This is a genomic window from Fictibacillus sp. 26RED30 (genome assembly GCF_015903845.1).
Taxonomy (GTDB): Bacteria; Bacillota; Bacilli; order Bacillales; family Fictibacillaceae; genus Fictibacillus; species Fictibacillus phosphorivorans.
This window is the reverse complement of the sequence record NZ_JACZDV010000001.1, coordinates 2,421,047-2,438,763: the sequence shown is the minus strand read 5'-3', so window position 1 is coordinate 2,438,763 and position 17,717 is coordinate 2,421,047. Positions and strand designations below refer to the sequence as shown.

Here is a 17,717-nt window from a genome sequence, read left to right as displayed (position 1 = left end):
TGGACAGTAAATTTAGAAAACTGGACAGTAAATCTTTATCTTCCTAACAATCCACCAGAACATTCTCAAGAAAAGCTGGCTCAGCGCGTTCAAATTGAACGATCGCCGGGCCAGCTTTTTAAATTTCCTTACTTTTTCCTCGCTTTTAGTAGAAAACGATGCTGTTTCACTTCAAAGTATCCATTATTTTGAATCATCTCATGAATGTGATGTAGCTTCTCCACAGAATCTTCAATTTTAAAATCTGGCACCTGCCAAGGTATGGCATCTAGGTAATAAAGCAGGGCGCCAATATCATAAAAGCGCTGAATAGGAAATTCTTCTTTTGCTTCTAGTATTTCGAATCCACTCTCACGTAATTCATGTTCAGCAAAACGCAAATTCCAATGTGAAAATTCTTCATTAATTGGATAGCCGATCATTGTATTAATTTCAGCACAGTCCGAACCACCAACTTGTTGTGTAAGAAAAATCCCGTCCGCAGTTAATACGCGTTTTACTTCAAGTGGAGAATAGGATTCGTGTTTATTAATGATAAGGTCAAACGTATGATCTTCAAATGGAAGAAGATCGTCGTCACCAATTTGAAATACATTTACACCTAGAGGTTCAAGACGTTCTTTTGCAATTGGGACGTTTGGAGGGTATCCTTCTGTTGCACAAACCACTGCGGGAAATGGCTGAAGCTTGGACAAAAGTTCTCCACCTCCAGTGCCCATGTCAAGCATCGATGGCACTTTGCCGATAAGAGGGGTCACCATACTTCCATAAGACCAAGAAAGCATTCCACTTGCCATTCGACCAGACTCAGTTATATATGAAAAATCCCATCCTGAAAATGGTTTGTTAACTTCTTTAATATACATTTCAAAATCTACATCACGTTTCATACGTGCACCTCCAAAAATTTATGTTTCATTATGATGAGTCTTTAAGGTTCTGTTGGAGGTCCCCTTGATAAGTAGCAGTTTTATATCTCGTGTTCAAAATAATTCATAATGTTCTCCTTATAACAAGAGTAATTGTATCTTCTGTATTCAATTCTTCAAAACAATTCCAACTCCTCTTGAAACTTCACAAATAGAGGGAATCATATCGTGTTGTCGAAAATAGGCAAAAGGCTGAAGAATGAATTAAAGGGAGAGGACAATATGACTCATCACGCAATAAAAATGTACGAATATCACATATGGGCGAACAAGGAGATATTAAATCGTTTATTAGAACTCGGAGATGAGGTATATCACCAGGAAATGCAAAGTGTTTTTACATCCATCTCTAAGGTGGTTTCACACATGTACATCGTTGACCAGCTTTGGTTTCATATCGTCTCAGGCACGAGTATGACAGAAGCGCTCGAAATCGAAAAAGTAGAGTCTGATACAAAGAGAATTGAGGAGATCATTACGATGTTCAATGTTTTAACGATACAATATAAGGACTTTCTTAATAGATATGATGATTTGGACAAAATGTTAATACTAGATACACCTTGGGCAGGAAGAAGAGAAACGAGTATCTCTGAGATGGTGATGCATATTACGACTCATGGTGCCTATCATCGAGGTAATATTACAGCTATGCTGCGTCAAAATGGTTACAGCTCGGTTACGACAGATTTAACGAGTTATTGGTATTCTGACTAACAAATCGCTCTATACATAAATGAGGAGAAATAAATGAAGAAAATAGTCATATACGTAAGCGTTGCGATCATTCTATTAATAGGATTGGCATACAGCGGTTTAAAGTTAAGCAGTTCTAGGGACTTTCAATTTTTCGGAGGTTTAGTAACAAGTGCAGATACTACTGAAAAAGTAGTTGCCCTTACATTTGATGATGGCCCTACAGATAACACTGATGAAATTTTAATGATTTTAAAAGAAGAGGAAGTTAAAGCTACTTTTTTTGTAACTGGCAGAGAGATAGAAGAGAACTTGGAAGATGCAAAAGAAATAGTTGCAGCAGGACATGAGCTCGGAAATCATTCCTATTCTCATGAACGAATGGTTTTGAAAACACCTTCTTATATAAAAAGTGAGATTGAAAGAACGGATGATTTAATCCGCAAAGCAGGATATAAGGGAAATATTCAGTTTCGCCCGCCGTATGGTAAAAAGTTAATCGGGCTGCCTTATTACTTAGATAAACACGATCGAAAGACAATTCTTTGGGACATAGAGCCAGAAACATATCCAGAAGTTGCATCTGATTCTACCAAAATAGTGAAGCATGTGAGTCGAAATATTCAGCCTGGTTCGATAATTCTGTTGCACGTTATGTATGACAGCCGCACAGAATCGATGAAATCTGTTAAAGGTATCATCAAGGATTTAAAGGCAAAGGGATATACGTTTAAAACGGTGTCTGAAATGATTCAATAAAATAGAGGAGCCCATCTTTTAAAGAGGCGCTCCTCAAACAAATTAATTGTTATTTAGAAACAAGTACAGGTTGGTGCGCGTTAGAAACAACCTTTTGACTAACGCTTCCTAAGAAAAGTTTTTTAAATCCGCTATGGCCACGATTACCAATGACGATGAGATCGATGTTATGGCTATCCGCATAACCACAAATGGTGGTAGTCGGGTCACCATGCAAAATGGCTGTTGTTGTCTTTATTTGATGATCAACACGTCCTAACGCTCTGTTTAGGATTTCTTCACCATGACTTTGCTCCAAAATTTCTGCTTTTCTTACTTCTACAGTTGAACTCGCTACTCCGCCTGGGTGTACGCCACCATACAAAGGCAGAACCAGCTCATTGGTCACATAAAGTAACGTTAACTCAGCTCCTGTATGCCGTGCAATCTCATTACCATTGTGAAGAGCGGTGTAACTTCCTTCAGAGCCATCAAAAGCAACCAGAATCTTGGTATATAACATCACGTTGATCTCCTTTCTTGCAGATTTGGCAACTCGTATGAACATGTTACCTTATAAAAACATTACCCCTTGATATTTTATGTAAACAAAATACAATTTTCTGTCACAAAGCAAAAGCCAGAATCGTCATGTTTGTAAAATCAGAAAGTGGTGATTACACATGAATACATTTGATGTGGCGATTGTTGGTGGTGGTATTGCCGGTTTGACGTCTGCGGTGTATTTAGCACAAGCAGGAAAGTCTGTCTTAGTACTTGAGAAAGCTAGTCAATTAGGAGGTCGTGCACAAACCATCTCTAAAAACGGAGCACTATTCAACTTAGGTGGGCATGCATTATATAGAGGGGGAGCGGCTGAAGAGATTTTAAATGAGTTAGAAGTAAATGTTTCTGGAGCAGTTCCTGATACCAATGGATACGCGATCTGGAATGATAAACTTTTTGAACTGCCAGGATCATTAGGTGCAATGTTCAAAACAAAACTTTTAACATGGTCTAACAAGACGGAATTGGTAAGAGTGATGTTAAAGCTTAAAACGATTGACGCTGCATCGATCCCTCATATGAGTTTACGAGAATGGGCTGAGAAAGAAATTAAAAATCCCATGGTACGTAACATCTTTTACTCATTGACCAGAACATCAACATATTGCATAGATTACGATCAACTATTAGCGAATGCAGCTATCCAACAAGTTCAACTAGGTCTGAAAGGAGTCCTCTATGTAAACAATGGTTGGCAATCCATCGTTGAAAGTCTTCGCAATAAGGCTTTGACTGCTGGAGTAACCATTTATACAAACAAGAAGATTTCTTCTATTGATTATGGGATTACACATCAACTCTTCTGTTCAGATGGAGATACATTCGAAGTTTCAAATGTCCTACTAACAACAGGACCAGAGCAATCAATGAAACTGGTGAAGAATGCAGTAGGGACATTACTAGAAAAGTGGAGTCAGCAAGCTTCTCCCGTATATGCTGCATGCCTAGACGTAGCTTTGAAAAGACTCCCTAAATCAAATCATCATTTTGCGATAGGAATCGATCAGCATATTCTGTTCTCTAATCACTCTCGAGCGTGCTCGTTAAGCGAGGATGGGAAGAATGTTATTCAATTAATAAAATATTTAGGTACTAATAAAGAGGGCAATCCAGATTGTCATAGAAAAGAGCTTGAAAGTATTCTTGAGCTCATGCAGCCGGAATGGAGAAAAGAACTTGTAGCTCAACAGTTTTTACCAAGAATGATAGTGGTGCAAGATATGATCAGCATCAAAGACACTCAATATTTTGGTCCGAGTATACCTGAAATACCAGGACTCTACATTGCAGGAGACGGTGCAGGACATGGAGAAATGTTGGTGGACGCAGCATTTGCTAGTGCTAAAAGAGCAGCAAAAGCTATTGAACAAAATATAGGATTAAATCGTTTGCGAAAGGAGGCTTAATGGATGAATGATGTTCAAACTGAGCTTCTATTTACAACATATAAACCCCTCTTGTTTTCATTAGCATATAGAATGCTAGGAAGTGTGCAAGATGCGGAAGATATCGTGCAAGATGCGTATTTTACTTGGAGTGAACAAGAAATGGATCTTGTTCAGAACCCAAAAGCTTATCTTTGTAAAATCGTCACGAATCGCTGTTTGGATCTGCTTAGGTCTGCTCGTAAACAACGAGAAACATATGTAGGACCCTGGCTTCCAGAGCCTTTATTAGCAGAGAATAAAGAAGACCCAGCGTTACAATATGTAATGAAAGAATCTCTTTCTACCGCATATTTACTTTTATTAGAGCAGCTATCAGAAACGGAACGTGCTGTATTTTTACTTCGTGAAGTTCTAGAGTATGATTATCGTTTTATCTCAGAAATGGTCGGAAAAAGTAGTTCAAACTGCAGACAAATTTTTCACCGTGCAAAAAAGGCGATAGGCAATCATACTACTTCTACGATGTCACCTCCAAAAGCTTCCGCACTAACTGAACAGTTCGTAGCAGCAGTAGTTTCAGGAAATGTAAGTAATCTATTAAATCTGCTTGCCGTAGATGCAAAGCTCATTTCAGATGGTGGAGGGAAAATAAAAGCTGCTCTCGTTCCAATCCTTGGAGCAGAGCGGATCTCACGCTTCTATATGGGAATCATGGCAAAAACAACGGAAGACTTTTCATTCAAATATACGAATGTTAACGGCGAACCAGGCATTGTACTGTATGTGGAACAACAAGTATATGGTGTTCTGTCCTTACAGATTAAGAATGACTTAATACAAACGATATATTGGGTAGTAAACCCTGACAAACTTACTCACATTACCTAACAGATACTCGGAGGTACACTTTGAAACCAATTTTAATAAATTTCCCAACTGAATTTACAACAGATCGACTGCTAATTCGTATGCCAAAGCCTGGAGATGGCAAAGCGATGTTTGAAGCTATTCATGCTTCACTAGATGAATTAAAGCCTTGGCTACCTTTTGCCCATTTTGTTCAAACAGAGGAAGATGTAGAAGTTAATATTCGGGAAGCGCATTTGAAGTTTTTAAGCAGGGAAGATTTAAGATTGCTCGTATTTTTAAAGGACAGCGGGAACTTGATTGCTTCATCAGGATTACACCGTATTAATTGGGAAATTCCAAAGTTTGAGATTGGATATTGGATTGATACTCGCTATGCAGGAAAAGGATATATGACAGAAGCCGTTAATGGAATTACTGATTTTGCTGTTAAGGAGCTTAAAGCACGAAGGGTTGAGATCCGTTGTGACACACGTAATACGAAAAGTGCAGCCATCCCTGAACGGTTAGGATTTACATTGGAAGGTATTCTACGCAATGATTCATTGGAGATTGGTTCAACAACAAGCCTTCGAGATACTAGTGTATATGCAAAGATTTTTTAATAGGGGGAGAAACCTTGGTTAAAGCAGTTTTCTTTGATCTGTATGAAACGTTGATTACGGAATGGAAAGATGGATATAAGAAAGCCAAGTATTCTATCGAACCTTTAGGATTAGATAAAGATATTTTTAAAGCAGAGTGGGATCTAAGAAGAGAGCTTAGAATGAATGGAACGTTTCCAGATCACCAGAGTGTGTTAAGAGATATTTTAGATTCACATGGGATTACACCAAACGTAGAAGCTATTGAGTACGTTCACCTAGAAAGATTGTCAGCTAAGAGCATTCCTTTTCAAGAGATCGATCCTCAAGTGATAGAACTGCTTCAAACTTTAAAATCTAATGGCCTGAAGCTCGGTCTGATCTCAAATGCTGCTCCAGAAGAAGTGGTTGCCTGGGAAACAACTGAACTGCCAGACTACTTTGATGAAGTGATTTTCTCCTATGAGGTACGAGTAGCGAAACCGCAAAAAGAAATCTATCAACTGGCTTGTGAAAAGCTTGGTGTAATACCGCAAGAATCAGTATTTATTGGTGACGGTGGATCTGACGAATTAAGAGGTGCTACAGAAGCAGGAATGACAGCACTTCAAGCAACTTGGTTTTTGCCAACAGTGATCAGTGAGAGAACGACAGGTTATCCAAAACTCAAAAAACCACAAGACTTACTGCTTCATGAGAGCATAAAATCAATTACAATCTATTAATCTAAAGCTAGCACTAATTAATGTGCTAGCTCTTTTTGTTTTGCATCTTTATGATAATTTTCTTTTTTATTGTGATAAAAGTACATTAATACATTAAGTGTTACGGCAAAACAGATGATGAATAGAGATATTCCGATGACAACTTCTTTAACATTTAACCACTCACTTAAGAAACTAGCAAATAGGATGATAACGATAAGACTTATACTTTGAAAAAACCCTAACATAGCTCCAACTCTTCCCATTTTGTTAGACGGAATACTTTGTTGGAAAAAAGTTTGGAATCCGGTGTTAGCAAATGATGAAAAGAAACCTAGAATAATAAAACCTATACATGCGGAAAAGAATGAATGAGAGAAGGCATAAATTCCATACCCTAAACTAAAAAGCGTGGAAGCAAAGCCAATAAGGTAGGGAACAGGAAATTTATTAGCCATTACAGCGAGAAGTAAAGATCCGGTTAAATAGCCAATTCCAGTTATACTCACAAGCAAACTATATTGACTTTCTGAAAGACCAATAATAGTTTGTGTAAAAACCACTTCTTGAGAATCTAATGCAATGGCTAAAGTCATGATCATTTGAAAAAGGATGTATGTAGTTAAGAATAATCGTTGTTTCTTTAAAAAATCACCTACTATCCTCCAGTCATTTATCATTAATCTTATTTTGCTAGAATAGGAAGAAGAAACCCCTTGTTTATCATATAAACTTGGTAGAAAAGAAAGAATGCATGCTGATAAAAGAAATGAACCAGCATTACACCAGATCGCAAAGTTATATGAACCAAAATGGACGAGTGCCCCAGCAATAGCTGGTCCTATAACAAGTGCACCAGTCGTTAGAACAGAAGAAATTGAATTATAGCGCAGCCTTTGTTCTTTCGGTACGAGTTGAACGGTGTAGGCTGAAGATGCTGGATTAAAGAATGAACTACAGAGGCTAACGGCAAACAAGATCGTATAAATCATCCACAATTCTGTTAAGAAGGGGATACAGGCAACGAGTAGCGCGCGCATAATATCAGTGATCATCATGATTGATTTTTTATTTAATCGATCGATCAAGCTGCCAGACCATAAGCTTGTCACGATTCCAGCTAGAGGGCCGATTAACCATAAACCAGCAACTGCTGCAACAGATTCCGTTTTTGCAAAGATAAATAAATTTAAAGAAACTAAGTAGATAAAGTCACCAATATATGAAATACCCACCGCAGATAACAATAGGGCGGGAAATTTCCACTCGCTGTTTAGTTTCCTCATTACGCATTCACCTGAAACGTGCAATAGACCTTATATTCTTTTTTAGTGCTATCATTTGTGACTTGGCTTTCCCATCGAACGAAAAGCTGTTCTAACTCTAGTAGGAACTGCTTCTTCTCTTCATCATCAAGTAAAAGGTTGGTTGAAATAGACGAGGGTTTAGTGTTATCTTCGTCAATTAATTCAAAACGAGTGGATTTAGAGCGGTAGTATTTTTCTATGATTCCGCCTTTCTTTTGTTCTTTTACAAGTTCTAATATGCCGCCGTTATAGAGAAGCTGGATGTGGTAATGAATCGTACCAGCTGTTTTTCCCAGTTTAACTGCAACTTCTTTAGCCGTTAATTCCTCATTCTTTAACAAATGGATAATTTGGATGCGAGTTGCATTTGCAATTAATTTTTGTTGATCAGCTGATATGGAAAGTGAGTTAGTCATCTGTTATGCCTCCTTAATCTAATAATATAAATCATTCTATTTTTTTAGAACATCTCCTTCTTTTTATTTAACAAATTTTAGGTAAAAAAGAACTACAAAGAAAATATGCCATCAGACACTGTGATTTTATTTCCTATTTTTTACTCTAGTAACAACTAATTAACTTTCTGAAAATTCATATAAATAGAGTTCGAGAGGTGATATGATGTTGCAAACAAAGTAAATAAAAGGAAATTGGAGGCGTGACAATGACAAAGAAGAAGTGGGTTGCAATGGGGATTGCGGCAACATTAATCGCAGGTGCGTTCGGACCATCAGCAATGGCTGCCACAGAGCAAGTAAAGGTAAAAGTAAGCAGTGATTCTGGGACACCAGCTTTTTTAGCAGGTAAGTTATCTTCTAAATCAAAAGCTTCTGCACAAAAGGTACTATTCAATTATGTGAACAGTCATAAATCGATCTTCAAACTAGGAAATACAACAGCAGAAGATTCCTTCTCTATTTTAGAGAGTACAAAAGAAGCGAATGGAAATACGGTACTAAGACTTCAGCAAGAATACAACGGTGTTCCAATCTGGGGTTATACCCAAGTGGCGCACATTAATAAAAACGGTGAACTAACTGTAATATCGGGTGAAGTTGCTCCAGAAATGGACAAGCAATCAAAGTTAAATAACGCAAAGCAGATCAGTGGTAAAAAAGCGGTAGGCATCGCAACTGCTGCACTTGGTCTAAAACCGCAATATGAGAAGGAGCCAAAAGCGGATAAGATCGTGCTAATTAAAGAAGGTAAAGCGCACTTTGCTTATCTTGTAAACTTAAACTACTTAACACCTGAACCTGGAAACTGGAACTATTTTATTGATGCACAGTCAGGTGAAATCCTAAATCGTTATAACGACATGCACGAAGTAACAGGAACGAACACGACCGGAACAGGAAAAGGTGTACTAGGTGATTCAAAAACACTTAAACTCACATTATCTAGCGGAAAGTATTATATGCAAGACAACACGCGTGGAAACGGAATCTTCACTTATGATATGAAGAACCGTACGTTCCTTCCTGAGTTCTTCTTGCCAGGAACGCTATACAATGGAACGGATAACGTATTCGACAGCTCATACGATCAAGCAGTTGTTGATGCTCATTACTTTGCCGGTTTAACTTACGATTACTATAAAAATACACATGGACGTAATTCTTATGATAATAGAGGAGCACAGATTAAATCGTCTGTTCACTTTAATAAAAACTACAATAATGCTTTCTGGAACGGTTCGCAAATGGTATATGGCGACGGTGATGGCACGAACTTTATCGCCTTCTCTGGGGGGATTGATGTAGTTGCTCATGAATTGACACATGCAGTAACAGATACAAGTTCAGACCTTGTCTATCAAAACGAGTCAGGTGCACTGAACGAAGCGATGTCTGATATATTTGGTACATTAGTTGAGTACTATAACGGTAAAAATCCTGACTTTGAGATCGGTGAAGATGTATACACGCCTGGAGTAGCGGGAGATGCACTTCGCTCGATGTCAGACCCTGCGAAATACCAAGATCCAGACCACTATTCTGTTCGTTATACCGGAACAGGTGACAATGGTGGCGTTCATATCAACAGTGGTATCATCAATAAAGCAGCATATCTATTAAGTGAGGGTGGCAGTCATTATGGCGTGTCAGTAACCGGAATCGGACGGGACAAACTAGGTGCGATCTTCTACCGTATGAACACGGTGTACTTAACGTCATCATCAAATTTCAGTCAAGCGAGAGCAGCGGCAGTACAGTCTGCAACAGACTTATATGGTGCATCTTCACAAGCAGTTACTTCAGTAAATCAAGCATTTAATGCAGTAGGCATTCAATAAATTTTGATGAGCTAGAACCATGTTCGTGGTTCTAGCTTTTTTGAAGAAGACACTTGAGGAAAATATCGAATGTTGAGGATTACCGACTCGTGGATTGGGAGCCGAAACTTGTGGATTGGGAGCCGAAACTCGTGGATTGGGAGCCGAAACTCGTGGATTGGGAGCCGAAACTTTTGAATTGAGAGCCGAAACTCGTGGATTGGGAGCTAAAACTCGTGGATTGGGAGCTAAAACTCGTGGATTGGGAGCCGAAACTCGTGTATTGAGAGCTAAAACTCGTGGATTGAGAGCCGAAACCCAGGGATTGAAAGCTCAATCTCATGAAATTAACCCTCATAGGAGGACTGCTCCTGTCGATATAGAATAAGTAAATCGATAACTTAGCAAAAAAGGTTAAGAACGAATGAACGTTCGTGTATATGATGGAAGTAGGGTAGGTGATGGAGATGGATTATGAAGTTTGTATTCAGCGGACACTTGACTATATTGAAGAGAATTTGCAGAACCGCATCACATTAGAGGAGCTTGCAGAGCTCGCTTGCTTCTCGCCTTTTCATTATCATAGAGTGTTTCAGTTTCTAGTCGGCGAATCCGTTATGGATTATGTGCGGAAAAGAAGACTCTCACACGCGGCAAAGCGATTGTTGCAATCAGACGATAAAGTGATCGATATCGCTTTTGATCTAGGGTTTCACTATCATGAATCGTTTAATAGAGCATTTAAAAAACAGTATGGCCGATCGCCGCGAGAGTACCGTAATGCATCCGTTCATCCCGTCTCACTTCATCAAAGGACTTACCTGAATATGAACCGTTATACAGGAGGAATAAACATGGAAATGAAAATCATTAAAAAACCAGCTTTCCACATCATCGGGTATGACTTAAACACACGAAACACAGATGGACAAAATAATGTAGATATTCCAAAGTTTTGGCAAAATTATATTCAGAATAAATTAGGAGAAAAGATTCCAAACCCTCTAAACAAGAACCAAGAACTGGGGTTGTGCACAGAATACAATACAACAACCGGTGAGTTTGTTTATATGATTGGAATGGAAGTGGATAAGGGTACACCTGCTCCAGAAGGAATGTCCTATAGAAGTTTTCCAGAGATGGAGTATGCTGTTTTTACAACGCCAAAAGCTTCAGAGGAGAACTTCGTACAATCGATCCAGCAAACATGGGTTGAAATCTTCTCCAAATGGTTTCCTGATTCAGGATATGAGCATAATGGAAAGTTAGAATTCGAGCTTTACGATGAACGTTGCTATGGAGATGAGAACAAACAGATCGACATTTACATCCCGCTCGTTAAGAAAGCTGAAAAAGTGAAATAAATGGTGTGTGGCCCTTTTTGCTCCATGAGCTGAAAGGGTTTTTTAAATCTGAGAAATTGGAATTTTGTGTTAAACTAATAATCTGAATATTAATGAAAATCCAAGCAGATAAACGAGGAAGGATACATCAAATTATGAAGTTTACGGTTGATCAAAAAGTATTTAGTAAAGCTCTTTCTGATGTGGGAAGAGCCGTTACTAAAAAATCACTCGTTCCCATTCTTTCCGGCATAAAAGTGGTAGCAGAGGATGAGGGGATAACGCTCATAGGCACAAACTCAGATATTATCATTAAACGTTTTATTTCTAGAGACATAACGTCCCGAAATATCAGCATTGATCAAGCAGGAAGTGCAGTCGTTTCAGAGCGATATTTTACAGAGCTCATTCGCAAGCTACCTGAAGACGTTCATATCGAAGTAAGCAATACTCAAGTGTTAAAGGTTAGATCGGGGGACATCTTCACTCAGCTGAATGGGTTTAGAGCGGACGAATATCCACAGTTACCTGAGATTGATCAAATAAACTTTATTGGTATGGATGCAAACGAATTAAAAGAGATTATCAAACAAACAGTTTTTGCAACAGCTAAAAATGAAACGAGGCCAGTACTTACTGGTGTTCATTTTACGTTCTCAAACAATAAGCTAACGGCAGTTGCCACTAATTCACAACGTTTAGCTTCTAGAATAAACGAAGTTCACGTATCGAATGAGACCTCGTTTATTGTTCCAAGCTCCAGCCTGAATGAACTTGTAAAACAAATCAGTGATTATTCAGGTATCGTAAAAATGTACTCAGCAGACGGTTACATCCTTTTTGAAACAGATGAGATTTCACTGTATTCTAGATTAATTTCCGGGCAGTATCCGAATACGTCCAAACTCATTCCGAATGAACAAAAAACAGTATTGACTCTAGATAGAGAGATTCTTGTAAAAGGAATTGATCGCGCCTGTTTGTTTGCTATTGAATGGAAAAACAACAATATTACGTTAAGTATTAAAAATCGTAAACTGTGCATCTCATCAGGCTCTTCAGAAATGGGTCACATTGAAGAATTACAAGAAATTAAGGACCTAGCAGGTGACGATGATCTTAAGATTTCAATTGATGGTCACTTTTTGAAGGAAGCCTTACATACGATTATGGACGAAGAGATCAACATAAAATTTAACGGCTCGATGAGACCAATCGTAATTGAATCCACACATCAAAAATCAAGTTATCTTCATCTCATTTCACCCGTTAGATCTTTTTAGGGAGTGTGTTCCATGAAGTACAAAGATGGAGAAAAACGAATCACATATGTTTTAGACCAGGATTTGTGCGTTACAAAATTCCTCTCGTTAGTGAATGCTGTATGGCCAGGTGAGTACCATGAACAGTTTACAAAAGAAGCTATACAAAAAACATTAAACATCACAGCATGGGATGATAAAGAACTCGTTGGCTGTGTTCGAATTCTCACTGATGGCTATTTCTTTGGAACCATCACTGAAATTCTTATTAGGCCAGACTATCAAGGCAGGAAGATAGGCAAACATCTAATGGAAATAGCTTGGAAACAAAGTCCAACATCCCTCTTTATAGGTGCTCAGCCAGGGAAAGAACATTTCTTTGAAAAGTTAGGTTATACAAAGTCCATTCAATCTTTTCAAAAGAAAAAACAAAGAAAATAGGTGAAAACATGCAAAAGGTACTTCCAAAAGTACAACTTAGAGATCTTGTTCTAGAGGATGCTGAAGAACGTTATGCGTGGTGTTTGGACGTAGAAGTGACAAAGCACCTAAACATGCCTGACAAATATCCACCATTTAGTATGGAAGAAACAAGGAATTGGATAAGGCAGTGTATCGCTAAGAACAGCGGTTATGAGCAAAAAGCAATACTTAGTGAAACAGGCGAACATATTGGATGGGTCGATCTGAAAAATATAGATCGATTGAATCAACATGCCGAATTAGGCATAGCCATTGGTGAAAAAGGTTATTGGGGCAAAGGCTATGGTATTGCCGCTATGCATGAGATGCTAAAGTATGGTTTTAATGAACTCTCCCTTAATAAAATCTGGCTTAGAGTCGAGATCGATAATAATAAAGCCATCTCCTCCTATAAAAACGCAGGTTATGTAGAAGAAGGCATTCTAAGACAAGACCGTTTACGTGGCGGCATGTTTGTTGATCGGTTACGAATGAGTGTGATAAAAGATGAATATTTTGCAAATAGTGTTTCGCATCTTTAATTGTTGTATTCCATATTCATACCTGTAAAATTTTATAAGATAAATGGAATAATTACTCATTTTAAGGAAAATCTAAAACTATACAAAGAACAGGTTTGCCACTTGTTTCACACAGGACGATACTCAAATTATCGTCCTATTTTTTTATTAACAAATACTACCTTTTTCTGTCGCGCATAAGAACGATTCATTGTGGGATTATAATCTTAATTCAACAAGGAGGTGAAAATAACATGGCTAACCAAAACCAATTAGTAGTACCAGGTGCACAACAAGCTATCGACCAAATGAAGTATGAAATCGCTTCTGAGTTCGGAGTAAACCTTGGACCAGATTCAACTTCTCGTGCTAACGGATCTGTAGGTGGAGAAATCACAAAACGTTTAGTTGCTCAAGCTCTTGGCGGAAAGCGCTAATTAAATTAAATATCATGGCTTGGCTATCTGTTCATCGCAGATAGCCTCTTTATTTTTTTACATAAGAAACTCTTCTGTTTGACATTTGAAACAAAGTATTTTATATTAGTTGACGTATCAATTATTGAGCTATCAATTATCCGAAGGAGGGGGATGCTGTTGTCCAACTCATATATAGATGATGAGAAGATTATTAACCGATTGTATGAGATACATCGCAGAACGGTTCCTAAGTTTGAAAGCTGTACAGGGATCAGTCAGACTCGCTTAGAGCTTTTGCATGAATTATATGAAGTGGAAGAGATTAGTCAAAGAGCTCTTCAAAAGAAAGTGAATATTGATCATGCTGCCGTAACTAGGCATCTGAAACAACTCGAAGATAAAGGAATGGTGATCCGCAGGAAAGATCCTAAAGATCAACGATTTACGTATGTTTCTCTATCAGAGGAAGGTCGTTTGAAAATCATTCATTACCTGGAAGAAAAGGAACGTTTTATTTCTGGTGTATTACATGATTTTTCTGCTGAAGAAAGAAAAACTTTGCTTGAGATGTTAACACGTATTCAGCACAATATTGTACATTTTGAGTAATCACAATCAAGCACAACCAAGACTATTACACATAAAGGAGAATGTATGATGCAACAAACTAAAATCAACAACTTCAACGAAATTATCACTGGACGTCGATCCATTCGCAACTACGACCCATCAGTAAAAATCTCTAGAGAAGAGATGAAAGAAATCTTAACAGAGGCTTCTCTTGCTCCATCTTCTGTTAACTTACAGCCTTGGCGCTTTGTCGTAATTGATACACCTGAAGGAAAAGAAACGTTAGCACCTCTAGCTAAGTTTAACCAACGTCAAGTAGAAACATCATCTGCTGTAATTGCTGTATTTGCAGATAACAACAGCTTGGATTACCTTGAAAAAATCTACGACAAAGCCGTAGACGAAGGACATATGCCTCAAGAAGTTAGAAATCAGCAAGTGCCAGCTATTCGTGGACTGTTAGAACAAATGACTCCAGAGCAATTTAAAGATATGAACTTGATCGATGCAGGACTTGTTTCCATGCAACTGATGCTTGTTGCTCGTGCACACGGATATGACACGAACCCGATCGGTGGATACGAAAAAGCTGAAATTGCTGAAGCGTTTGGTTTAGATAAAGAACGATATTTCCCAGTTATGCTGCTTTCTATCGGTAAAGCAGCTGATGCAGGATATCAATCTGTTCGTCTATCAGTAGAAGAAACAACAGAGTGGAGATAAGGAAAGGGGAATAAATAAATGATTATTATTCACGCAGGTTTAACGGTTCAAAAGGATAAGGAAGAAGCATTTTTAGCTGAGGTGAAAACGTTAGTAGAGGCTTCGCGCGCTGAAAGTGGTAACATTCAATACGATCTTAAAAAAGATACAGAAAAAAAAGCAACGTATATGATGGTAGAAGTTTGGGAGAACCAAGAAGCGGTTCAAAATCATAACACAAGTGAGCACTTTGTGGCGTTCGGTCAAAAAGCAGCAAGCTTTATGGCTGCTCCAATGGATGTAAAAGTGTACGCTGGAGAACAAGTAAAATAATGATGAAAGGAAGGCGCATTAAATGTGCCTTCCTTTTTTTGTGGTCCTATTCTGCTTTCGTATACTTTCGCTCTTGCTCAGCGATTAGTTCGTCATCCTCCGCGTTATCACGAGTAACTTTTTGCGTAAGGATTGCGCCTACTGCGACCAATATCATCACGGCAATATAATACCCTTTTTCGTTCAGTTGCAAATTGTCTGCATTGTAGAGTCCGATACAAAACATGGACACTCCAGCAATGAACGTGAAATAAGCTAAAACGGTAAAAGCAGGTGTGTTTCTTCTTCTATGACGTTGCATATGTAAACCTCCTTCATTTTCTTTAATATGGATAAAAATATATATGCCAAAAGCTATCTTCATTATAATCAATAAATAGTCTTATTTCCTTATTTTTCTTATTTCCATCCTTTAAAACATATACGGCCCAACAACAAGCGATAAAAAGAAAGTATTTAATACAGCAAAATAACAAATAGCCGTTAATTTGCCCCAATCTTGTTTTCTTCCATACCAGACTGCGGCACCACTAAGTAGTGCCACTACCACAGGAATAACAATGGAACTCCCTGCAAACGCCAAGTAATCGGGAGCATACATGTAATAATGCGTATTAAACAATTTCTGAATAAAGATGAATTGAACACCGAGGAACAGAGCTAAGATGGTGTACAAAATGCGCTTATCTTCATCTTCCATCCATTTAATCTTTACTATGTAGATAACTAATGCAAAAAGGACTGCAGGAGTGATCCAATACACCGAACTCATCACAAAGATTAATCCTTGAAAAAGAGATAATACCGTTGCAGAAACAGCTTCCTTAATATCTATCTTTGTTATTTTAAGACTCTTTTCAATAACATCAGGATTTTTAGAAGCTCCACTAAATTTGTACTCTTTGTAACCCACTAAGTTTGACCACATAACTGAATCTTCACCAATCCAGTAAGGGTGAATGGACTGATAGTTTGTTGTACTCCGTAGTTCAGTTTTCCAAACATTTTCATCAGCTCGTGCTTCATATACATTAACAGCTTCTTTTTCGTTAGATTTTAATGCACGAGTAGTAAACAGTACTTTTGCTTGACCATTCTCATCAACGCCATATTGAATAAACTTTGGATTTTCAAGCTTCGTTCCTTTATTGTCTATGAATGTCATGATAGAAAAATCCCAATCAGTATTTGCATTCAATTGGTTGGTCCCTTGATAGATCTTATATGACTTACCTCCAGAATTATTATTAAACAGAGAATAATAAACCGTCACATCATTTCCATTCTCAATAAAGTAAAAGCCAAAATGATTTTCATGAATCTGTTCATCTATATTTAAAATTATGTATTCCTTAAATCCAGAGTCAAACTGATTATCAGGTTGGTGAAAAGTAACCTTAACTTGTTTAGTCGTTTCCTTAGAAGATTTTCTAACACTAATAAACGAATCAGATTTGTCGTTTAGAACAACTGAATAAATTTGTTCAGGCACTTTCTTTAAAGATTGAACACTCCATGAACTCTTATCTACTGCCAAAATTTCGTTTTCTTTAAAATAAATGATGTTGTTTGGATTAGAATCCATACCTCTAACGTCTTGATCAAGAACGTTTTCATTCTTCCCGTCATAGTAAATGAGCTTCTTGTCCCTTACGAATACGTACTGATCACCTTGTACCCAGAAGTCTTGGGGACTTGGAATAGAAAGAGGAACGGTTTGTTTATTTTTCACTTCTAATTTTTCAGTAACTTGAAAACTCAAAACTTCATTTTCTTTCGGAACATATACACGCTGCATTCCGTTTTGTTCTTGAAATACAGGCTTAACTTCACCTATCTTCTCTGTTTGTAATGGCAGTGACCGGCTCCAACCTTCAATAGGTAGTTTTTGTTCAGTCTTTAAATTTTCTAAAGTGAACGAAATAAAAATAACCAAGAAGAATAGAAGTGGAATAACAAAAGGCTTTATTTTATTCATTTTATTTCCCCCTTATTCCAAAATTCGACGAAAGTCCATATTTTTCCTTTTTTTGAATTAAGTATACAATAA

The 17,717-nt window shown here is 37.8% G+C and carries 21 protein-coding genes; 15 read left to right on the top strand and 6 right to left on the bottom strand.

Annotation, left to right across the window (positions count from 1 at the left end; all coding sequences use genetic code 11):
* Window positions 1-128: 128 nt before the first annotated feature.
* Window positions 129-890: a class I SAM-dependent methyltransferase gene (locus tag IHV11_RS12560; RefSeq protein ID WP_197194844.1), complete on the bottom strand. Its 762-nt coding sequence runs from the start codon at window positions 888-890 to the stop codon at window positions 129-131.
* A gap of 261 nt (window positions 891-1,151) precedes the next feature.
* Here IHV11_RS12560 and IHV11_RS12555 point away from each other — a divergent pair, with 261 nt between their 5' ends.
* Window positions 1,152-1,646 (top strand): DinB family protein, encoded by a 495-nt coding sequence (locus IHV11_RS12555; protein WP_197194843.1) that lies wholly within the window; start codon window positions 1,152-1,154, stop codon window positions 1,644-1,646.
* A 33-nt stretch (window positions 1,647-1,679) separates the two neighbouring features.
* Window positions 1,680-2,384 carry a polysaccharide deacetylase family protein gene (locus IHV11_RS12550; RefSeq protein WP_197194842.1) on the top strand — a complete coding sequence of 235 codons (705 nt, stop codon included), beginning with the start codon at window positions 1,680-1,682 and terminating at the stop codon, window positions 2,382-2,384.
* 49 nt (window positions 2,385-2,433) lie between these two features.
* Here the strand turns inward: IHV11_RS12550 and IHV11_RS12545 are convergent, their stop codons facing one another.
* Window positions 2,434-2,886: a universal stress protein gene (locus tag IHV11_RS12545; protein ID WP_197194841.1), complete on the bottom strand. Its 453-nt coding sequence runs from the start codon at window positions 2,884-2,886 to the stop codon at window positions 2,434-2,436.
* A gap of 160 nt (window positions 2,887-3,046) precedes the next feature.
* Between IHV11_RS12545 and IHV11_RS12540 the strand changes: the two genes are divergently transcribed.
* The 4 genes from IHV11_RS12540 to IHV11_RS12525 are packed head-to-tail and all read left to right on the top strand — an operon-like array spanning window position 3,047 to window position 6,494.
* Window positions 3,047-4,336, top strand: a complete 1,290-nt coding sequence (locus tag IHV11_RS12540) for a phytoene desaturase family protein (protein WP_197194840.1) — start codon at window positions 3,047-3,049, stop codon at window positions 4,334-4,336.
* Between the two features lie 3 nt (window positions 4,337-4,339).
* On the top strand, window positions 4,340-5,206 hold the full coding sequence (locus tag IHV11_RS12535) for an RNA polymerase sigma-70 factor (protein WP_197194839.1): 867 nt from the start codon (window positions 4,340-4,342) through the stop codon (window positions 5,204-5,206).
* Window positions 5,207-5,226: 20 nt separating this feature from the next.
* A complete protein-coding gene (locus tag IHV11_RS12530; protein WP_197194838.1) occupies window positions 5,227-5,790 on the top strand; it encodes a GNAT family N-acetyltransferase in 564 nt (187 codons plus the stop codon).
* 14 nt (window positions 5,791-5,804) lie between these two features.
* The gene (locus IHV11_RS12525; protein ID WP_197194837.1) at window positions 5,805-6,494 is read left to right on the top strand and encodes an HAD family hydrolase; all 690 of its coding nucleotides are present in this window, start codon (window positions 5,805-5,807) and stop codon (window positions 6,492-6,494) included.
* Window positions 6,495-6,511: 17 nt separating this feature from the next.
* Here IHV11_RS12525 and IHV11_RS12520 read toward each other — a convergent pair whose 3' ends face one another.
* Window positions 6,512-7,759 carry an MFS transporter gene (locus tag IHV11_RS12520; protein WP_197194836.1) on the bottom strand — a complete coding sequence of 416 codons (1,248 nt, stop codon included), beginning with the start codon at window positions 7,757-7,759 and terminating at the stop codon, window positions 6,512-6,514.
* Entirely contained in the window at window positions 7,759-8,196 is a 438-nt protein-coding gene (locus IHV11_RS12515) for an ArsR/SmtB family transcription factor (protein WP_197194835.1), read from the bottom strand. The genes IHV11_RS12520 and IHV11_RS12515 overlap by 1 nt, the downstream gene beginning before the upstream one ends.
* Window positions 8,197-8,444: 248 nt before the next feature.
* Here IHV11_RS12515 and IHV11_RS12510 point away from each other — a divergent pair, with 248 nt between their 5' ends.
* The 9 genes from IHV11_RS12510 (at window position 8,445) to IHV11_RS12470 (ending at window position 15,667) form a co-directional block, all read left to right on the top strand.
* Window positions 8,445-10,076: a M4 family metallopeptidase gene (locus IHV11_RS12510; protein ID WP_197194834.1), complete on the top strand. Its 1,632-nt coding sequence runs from the start codon at window positions 8,445-8,447 to the stop codon at window positions 10,074-10,076.
* 446 nt (window positions 10,077-10,522) lie between these two features.
* Window positions 10,523-11,419 carry an AraC family transcriptional regulator gene (locus IHV11_RS12505; RefSeq protein WP_370568674.1) on the top strand — a complete coding sequence of 299 codons (897 nt, stop codon included), beginning with the start codon at window positions 10,523-10,525 and terminating at the stop codon, window positions 11,417-11,419.
* A gap of 134 nt (window positions 11,420-11,553) precedes the next feature.
* Window positions 11,554-12,681, top strand: coding sequence for a DNA polymerase III subunit beta (gene dnaN / locus IHV11_RS12500; protein WP_197194832.1), 1,128 nt, complete (start codon window positions 11,554-11,556; stop codon window positions 12,679-12,681).
* Between the two features lie 12 nt (window positions 12,682-12,693).
* Entirely contained in the window at window positions 12,694-13,101 is a 408-nt protein-coding gene (locus tag IHV11_RS12495; RefSeq protein ID WP_197194831.1) for a GNAT family N-acetyltransferase, read from the top strand.
* A gap of 8 nt (window positions 13,102-13,109) precedes the next feature.
* The gene (locus IHV11_RS12490; RefSeq protein WP_197194830.1) at window positions 13,110-13,664 is read left to right on the top strand and encodes a GNAT family N-acetyltransferase; all 555 of its coding nucleotides are present in this window, start codon (window positions 13,110-13,112) and stop codon (window positions 13,662-13,664) included.
* Window positions 13,665-13,897: 233 nt separating this feature from the next.
* Window positions 13,898-14,080, top strand: a complete 183-nt coding sequence (locus tag IHV11_RS12485; protein WP_191752941.1) for an alpha/beta-type small acid-soluble spore protein — start codon at window positions 13,898-13,900, stop codon at window positions 14,078-14,080.
* A gap of 153 nt (window positions 14,081-14,233) precedes the next feature.
* On the top strand, window positions 14,234-14,671 hold the full coding sequence (locus IHV11_RS12480; RefSeq protein WP_370568656.1) for a MarR family winged helix-turn-helix transcriptional regulator: 438 nt from the start codon (window positions 14,234-14,236) through the stop codon (window positions 14,669-14,671).
* A gap of 45 nt (window positions 14,672-14,716) precedes the next feature.
* Window positions 14,717-15,355 (top strand): nitroreductase family protein, encoded by a 639-nt coding sequence (locus IHV11_RS12475; RefSeq protein ID WP_370568655.1) that lies wholly within the window; start codon window positions 14,717-14,719, stop codon window positions 15,353-15,355.
* Between the two features lie 18 nt (window positions 15,356-15,373).
* Window positions 15,374-15,667 (top strand): putative quinol monooxygenase, encoded by a 294-nt coding sequence (locus IHV11_RS12470; RefSeq protein ID WP_197194828.1) that lies wholly within the window; start codon window positions 15,374-15,376, stop codon window positions 15,665-15,667.
* Between the two features lie 46 nt (window positions 15,668-15,713).
* On the opposite strand, the gene IHV11_RS12465 is transcribed toward IHV11_RS12470, so the two are convergent.
* Window positions 15,714-15,968, bottom strand: a complete 255-nt coding sequence (locus IHV11_RS12465) for a YiaA/YiaB family inner membrane protein (protein ID WP_066392185.1) — start codon at window positions 15,966-15,968, stop codon at window positions 15,714-15,716.
* A gap of 111 nt (window positions 15,969-16,079) precedes the next feature.
* Window positions 16,080-17,645, bottom strand: coding sequence for a hypothetical protein (locus IHV11_RS12460; RefSeq protein ID WP_197194827.1), 1,566 nt, complete (start codon window positions 17,643-17,645; stop codon window positions 16,080-16,082).
* Between the last annotated feature and the right edge of the window lie 72 nt (window positions 17,646-17,717).

Coding starts and splice junctions, on each gene's coding strand:
- IHV11_RS12520 (WP_197194836.1), bottom strand. CDS start 7,759: ATGAGGAAACTAAACAGCGAGTGGAAATTTCCCGCCCTATTGTTATCT.
- IHV11_RS12475 (WP_370568655.1), top strand. CDS start 14,717: ATGATGCAACAAACTAAAATCAACAACTTCAACGAAATTATCACTGGA.
- IHV11_RS12465 (WP_066392185.1), bottom strand. CDS start 15,968: ATGCAACGTCATAGAAGAAGAAACACACCTGCTTTTACCGTTTTAGCT.
- IHV11_RS12545 (WP_197194841.1), bottom strand. CDS start 2,886: ATGTTATATACCAAGATTCTGGTTGCTTTTGATGGCTCTGAAGGAAGT.
- IHV11_RS12560 (WP_197194844.1), bottom strand. CDS start 890: ATGAAACGTGATGTAGATTTTGAAATGTATATTAAAGAAGTTAACAAA.
- IHV11_RS12505 (WP_370568674.1), top strand. CDS start 10,523: ATGGATTATGAAGTTTGTATTCAGCGGACACTTGACTATATTGAAGAG.
- IHV11_RS12470 (WP_197194828.1), top strand. CDS start 15,374: ATGATTATTATTCACGCAGGTTTAACGGTTCAAAAGGATAAGGAAGAA.
- IHV11_RS12540 (WP_197194840.1), top strand. CDS start 3,047: ATGAATACATTTGATGTGGCGATTGTTGGTGGTGGTATTGCCGGTTTG.
- IHV11_RS12550 (WP_197194842.1), top strand. CDS start 1,680: ATGAAGAAAATAGTCATATACGTAAGCGTTGCGATCATTCTATTAATA.
- IHV11_RS12460 (WP_197194827.1), bottom strand. CDS start 17,645: ATGAATAAAATAAAGCCTTTTGTTATTCCACTTCTATTCTTCTTGGTT.
- IHV11_RS12485 (WP_191752941.1), top strand. CDS start 13,898: ATGGCTAACCAAAACCAATTAGTAGTACCAGGTGCACAACAAGCTATC.
- IHV11_RS12495 (WP_197194831.1), top strand. CDS start 12,694: ATGAAGTACAAAGATGGAGAAAAACGAATCACATATGTTTTAGACCAG.
- IHV11_RS12515 (WP_197194835.1), bottom strand. CDS start 8,196: ATGACTAACTCACTTTCCATATCAGCTGATCAACAAAAATTAATTGCA.
- IHV11_RS12535 (WP_197194839.1), top strand. CDS start 4,340: ATGAATGATGTTCAAACTGAGCTTCTATTTACAACATATAAACCCCTC.
- IHV11_RS12510 (WP_197194834.1), top strand. CDS start 8,445: ATGACAAAGAAGAAGTGGGTTGCAATGGGGATTGCGGCAACATTAATC.
- IHV11_RS12480 (WP_370568656.1), top strand. CDS start 14,234: ATGCTGTTGTCCAACTCATATATAGATGATGAGAAGATTATTAACCGA.
- IHV11_RS12490 (WP_197194830.1), top strand. CDS start 13,110: ATGCAAAAGGTACTTCCAAAAGTACAACTTAGAGATCTTGTTCTAGAG.
- dnaN (WP_197194832.1), top strand. CDS start 11,554: ATGAAGTTTACGGTTGATCAAAAAGTATTTAGTAAAGCTCTTTCTGAT.
- IHV11_RS12555 (WP_197194843.1), top strand. CDS start 1,152: ATGACTCATCACGCAATAAAAATGTACGAATATCACATATGGGCGAAC.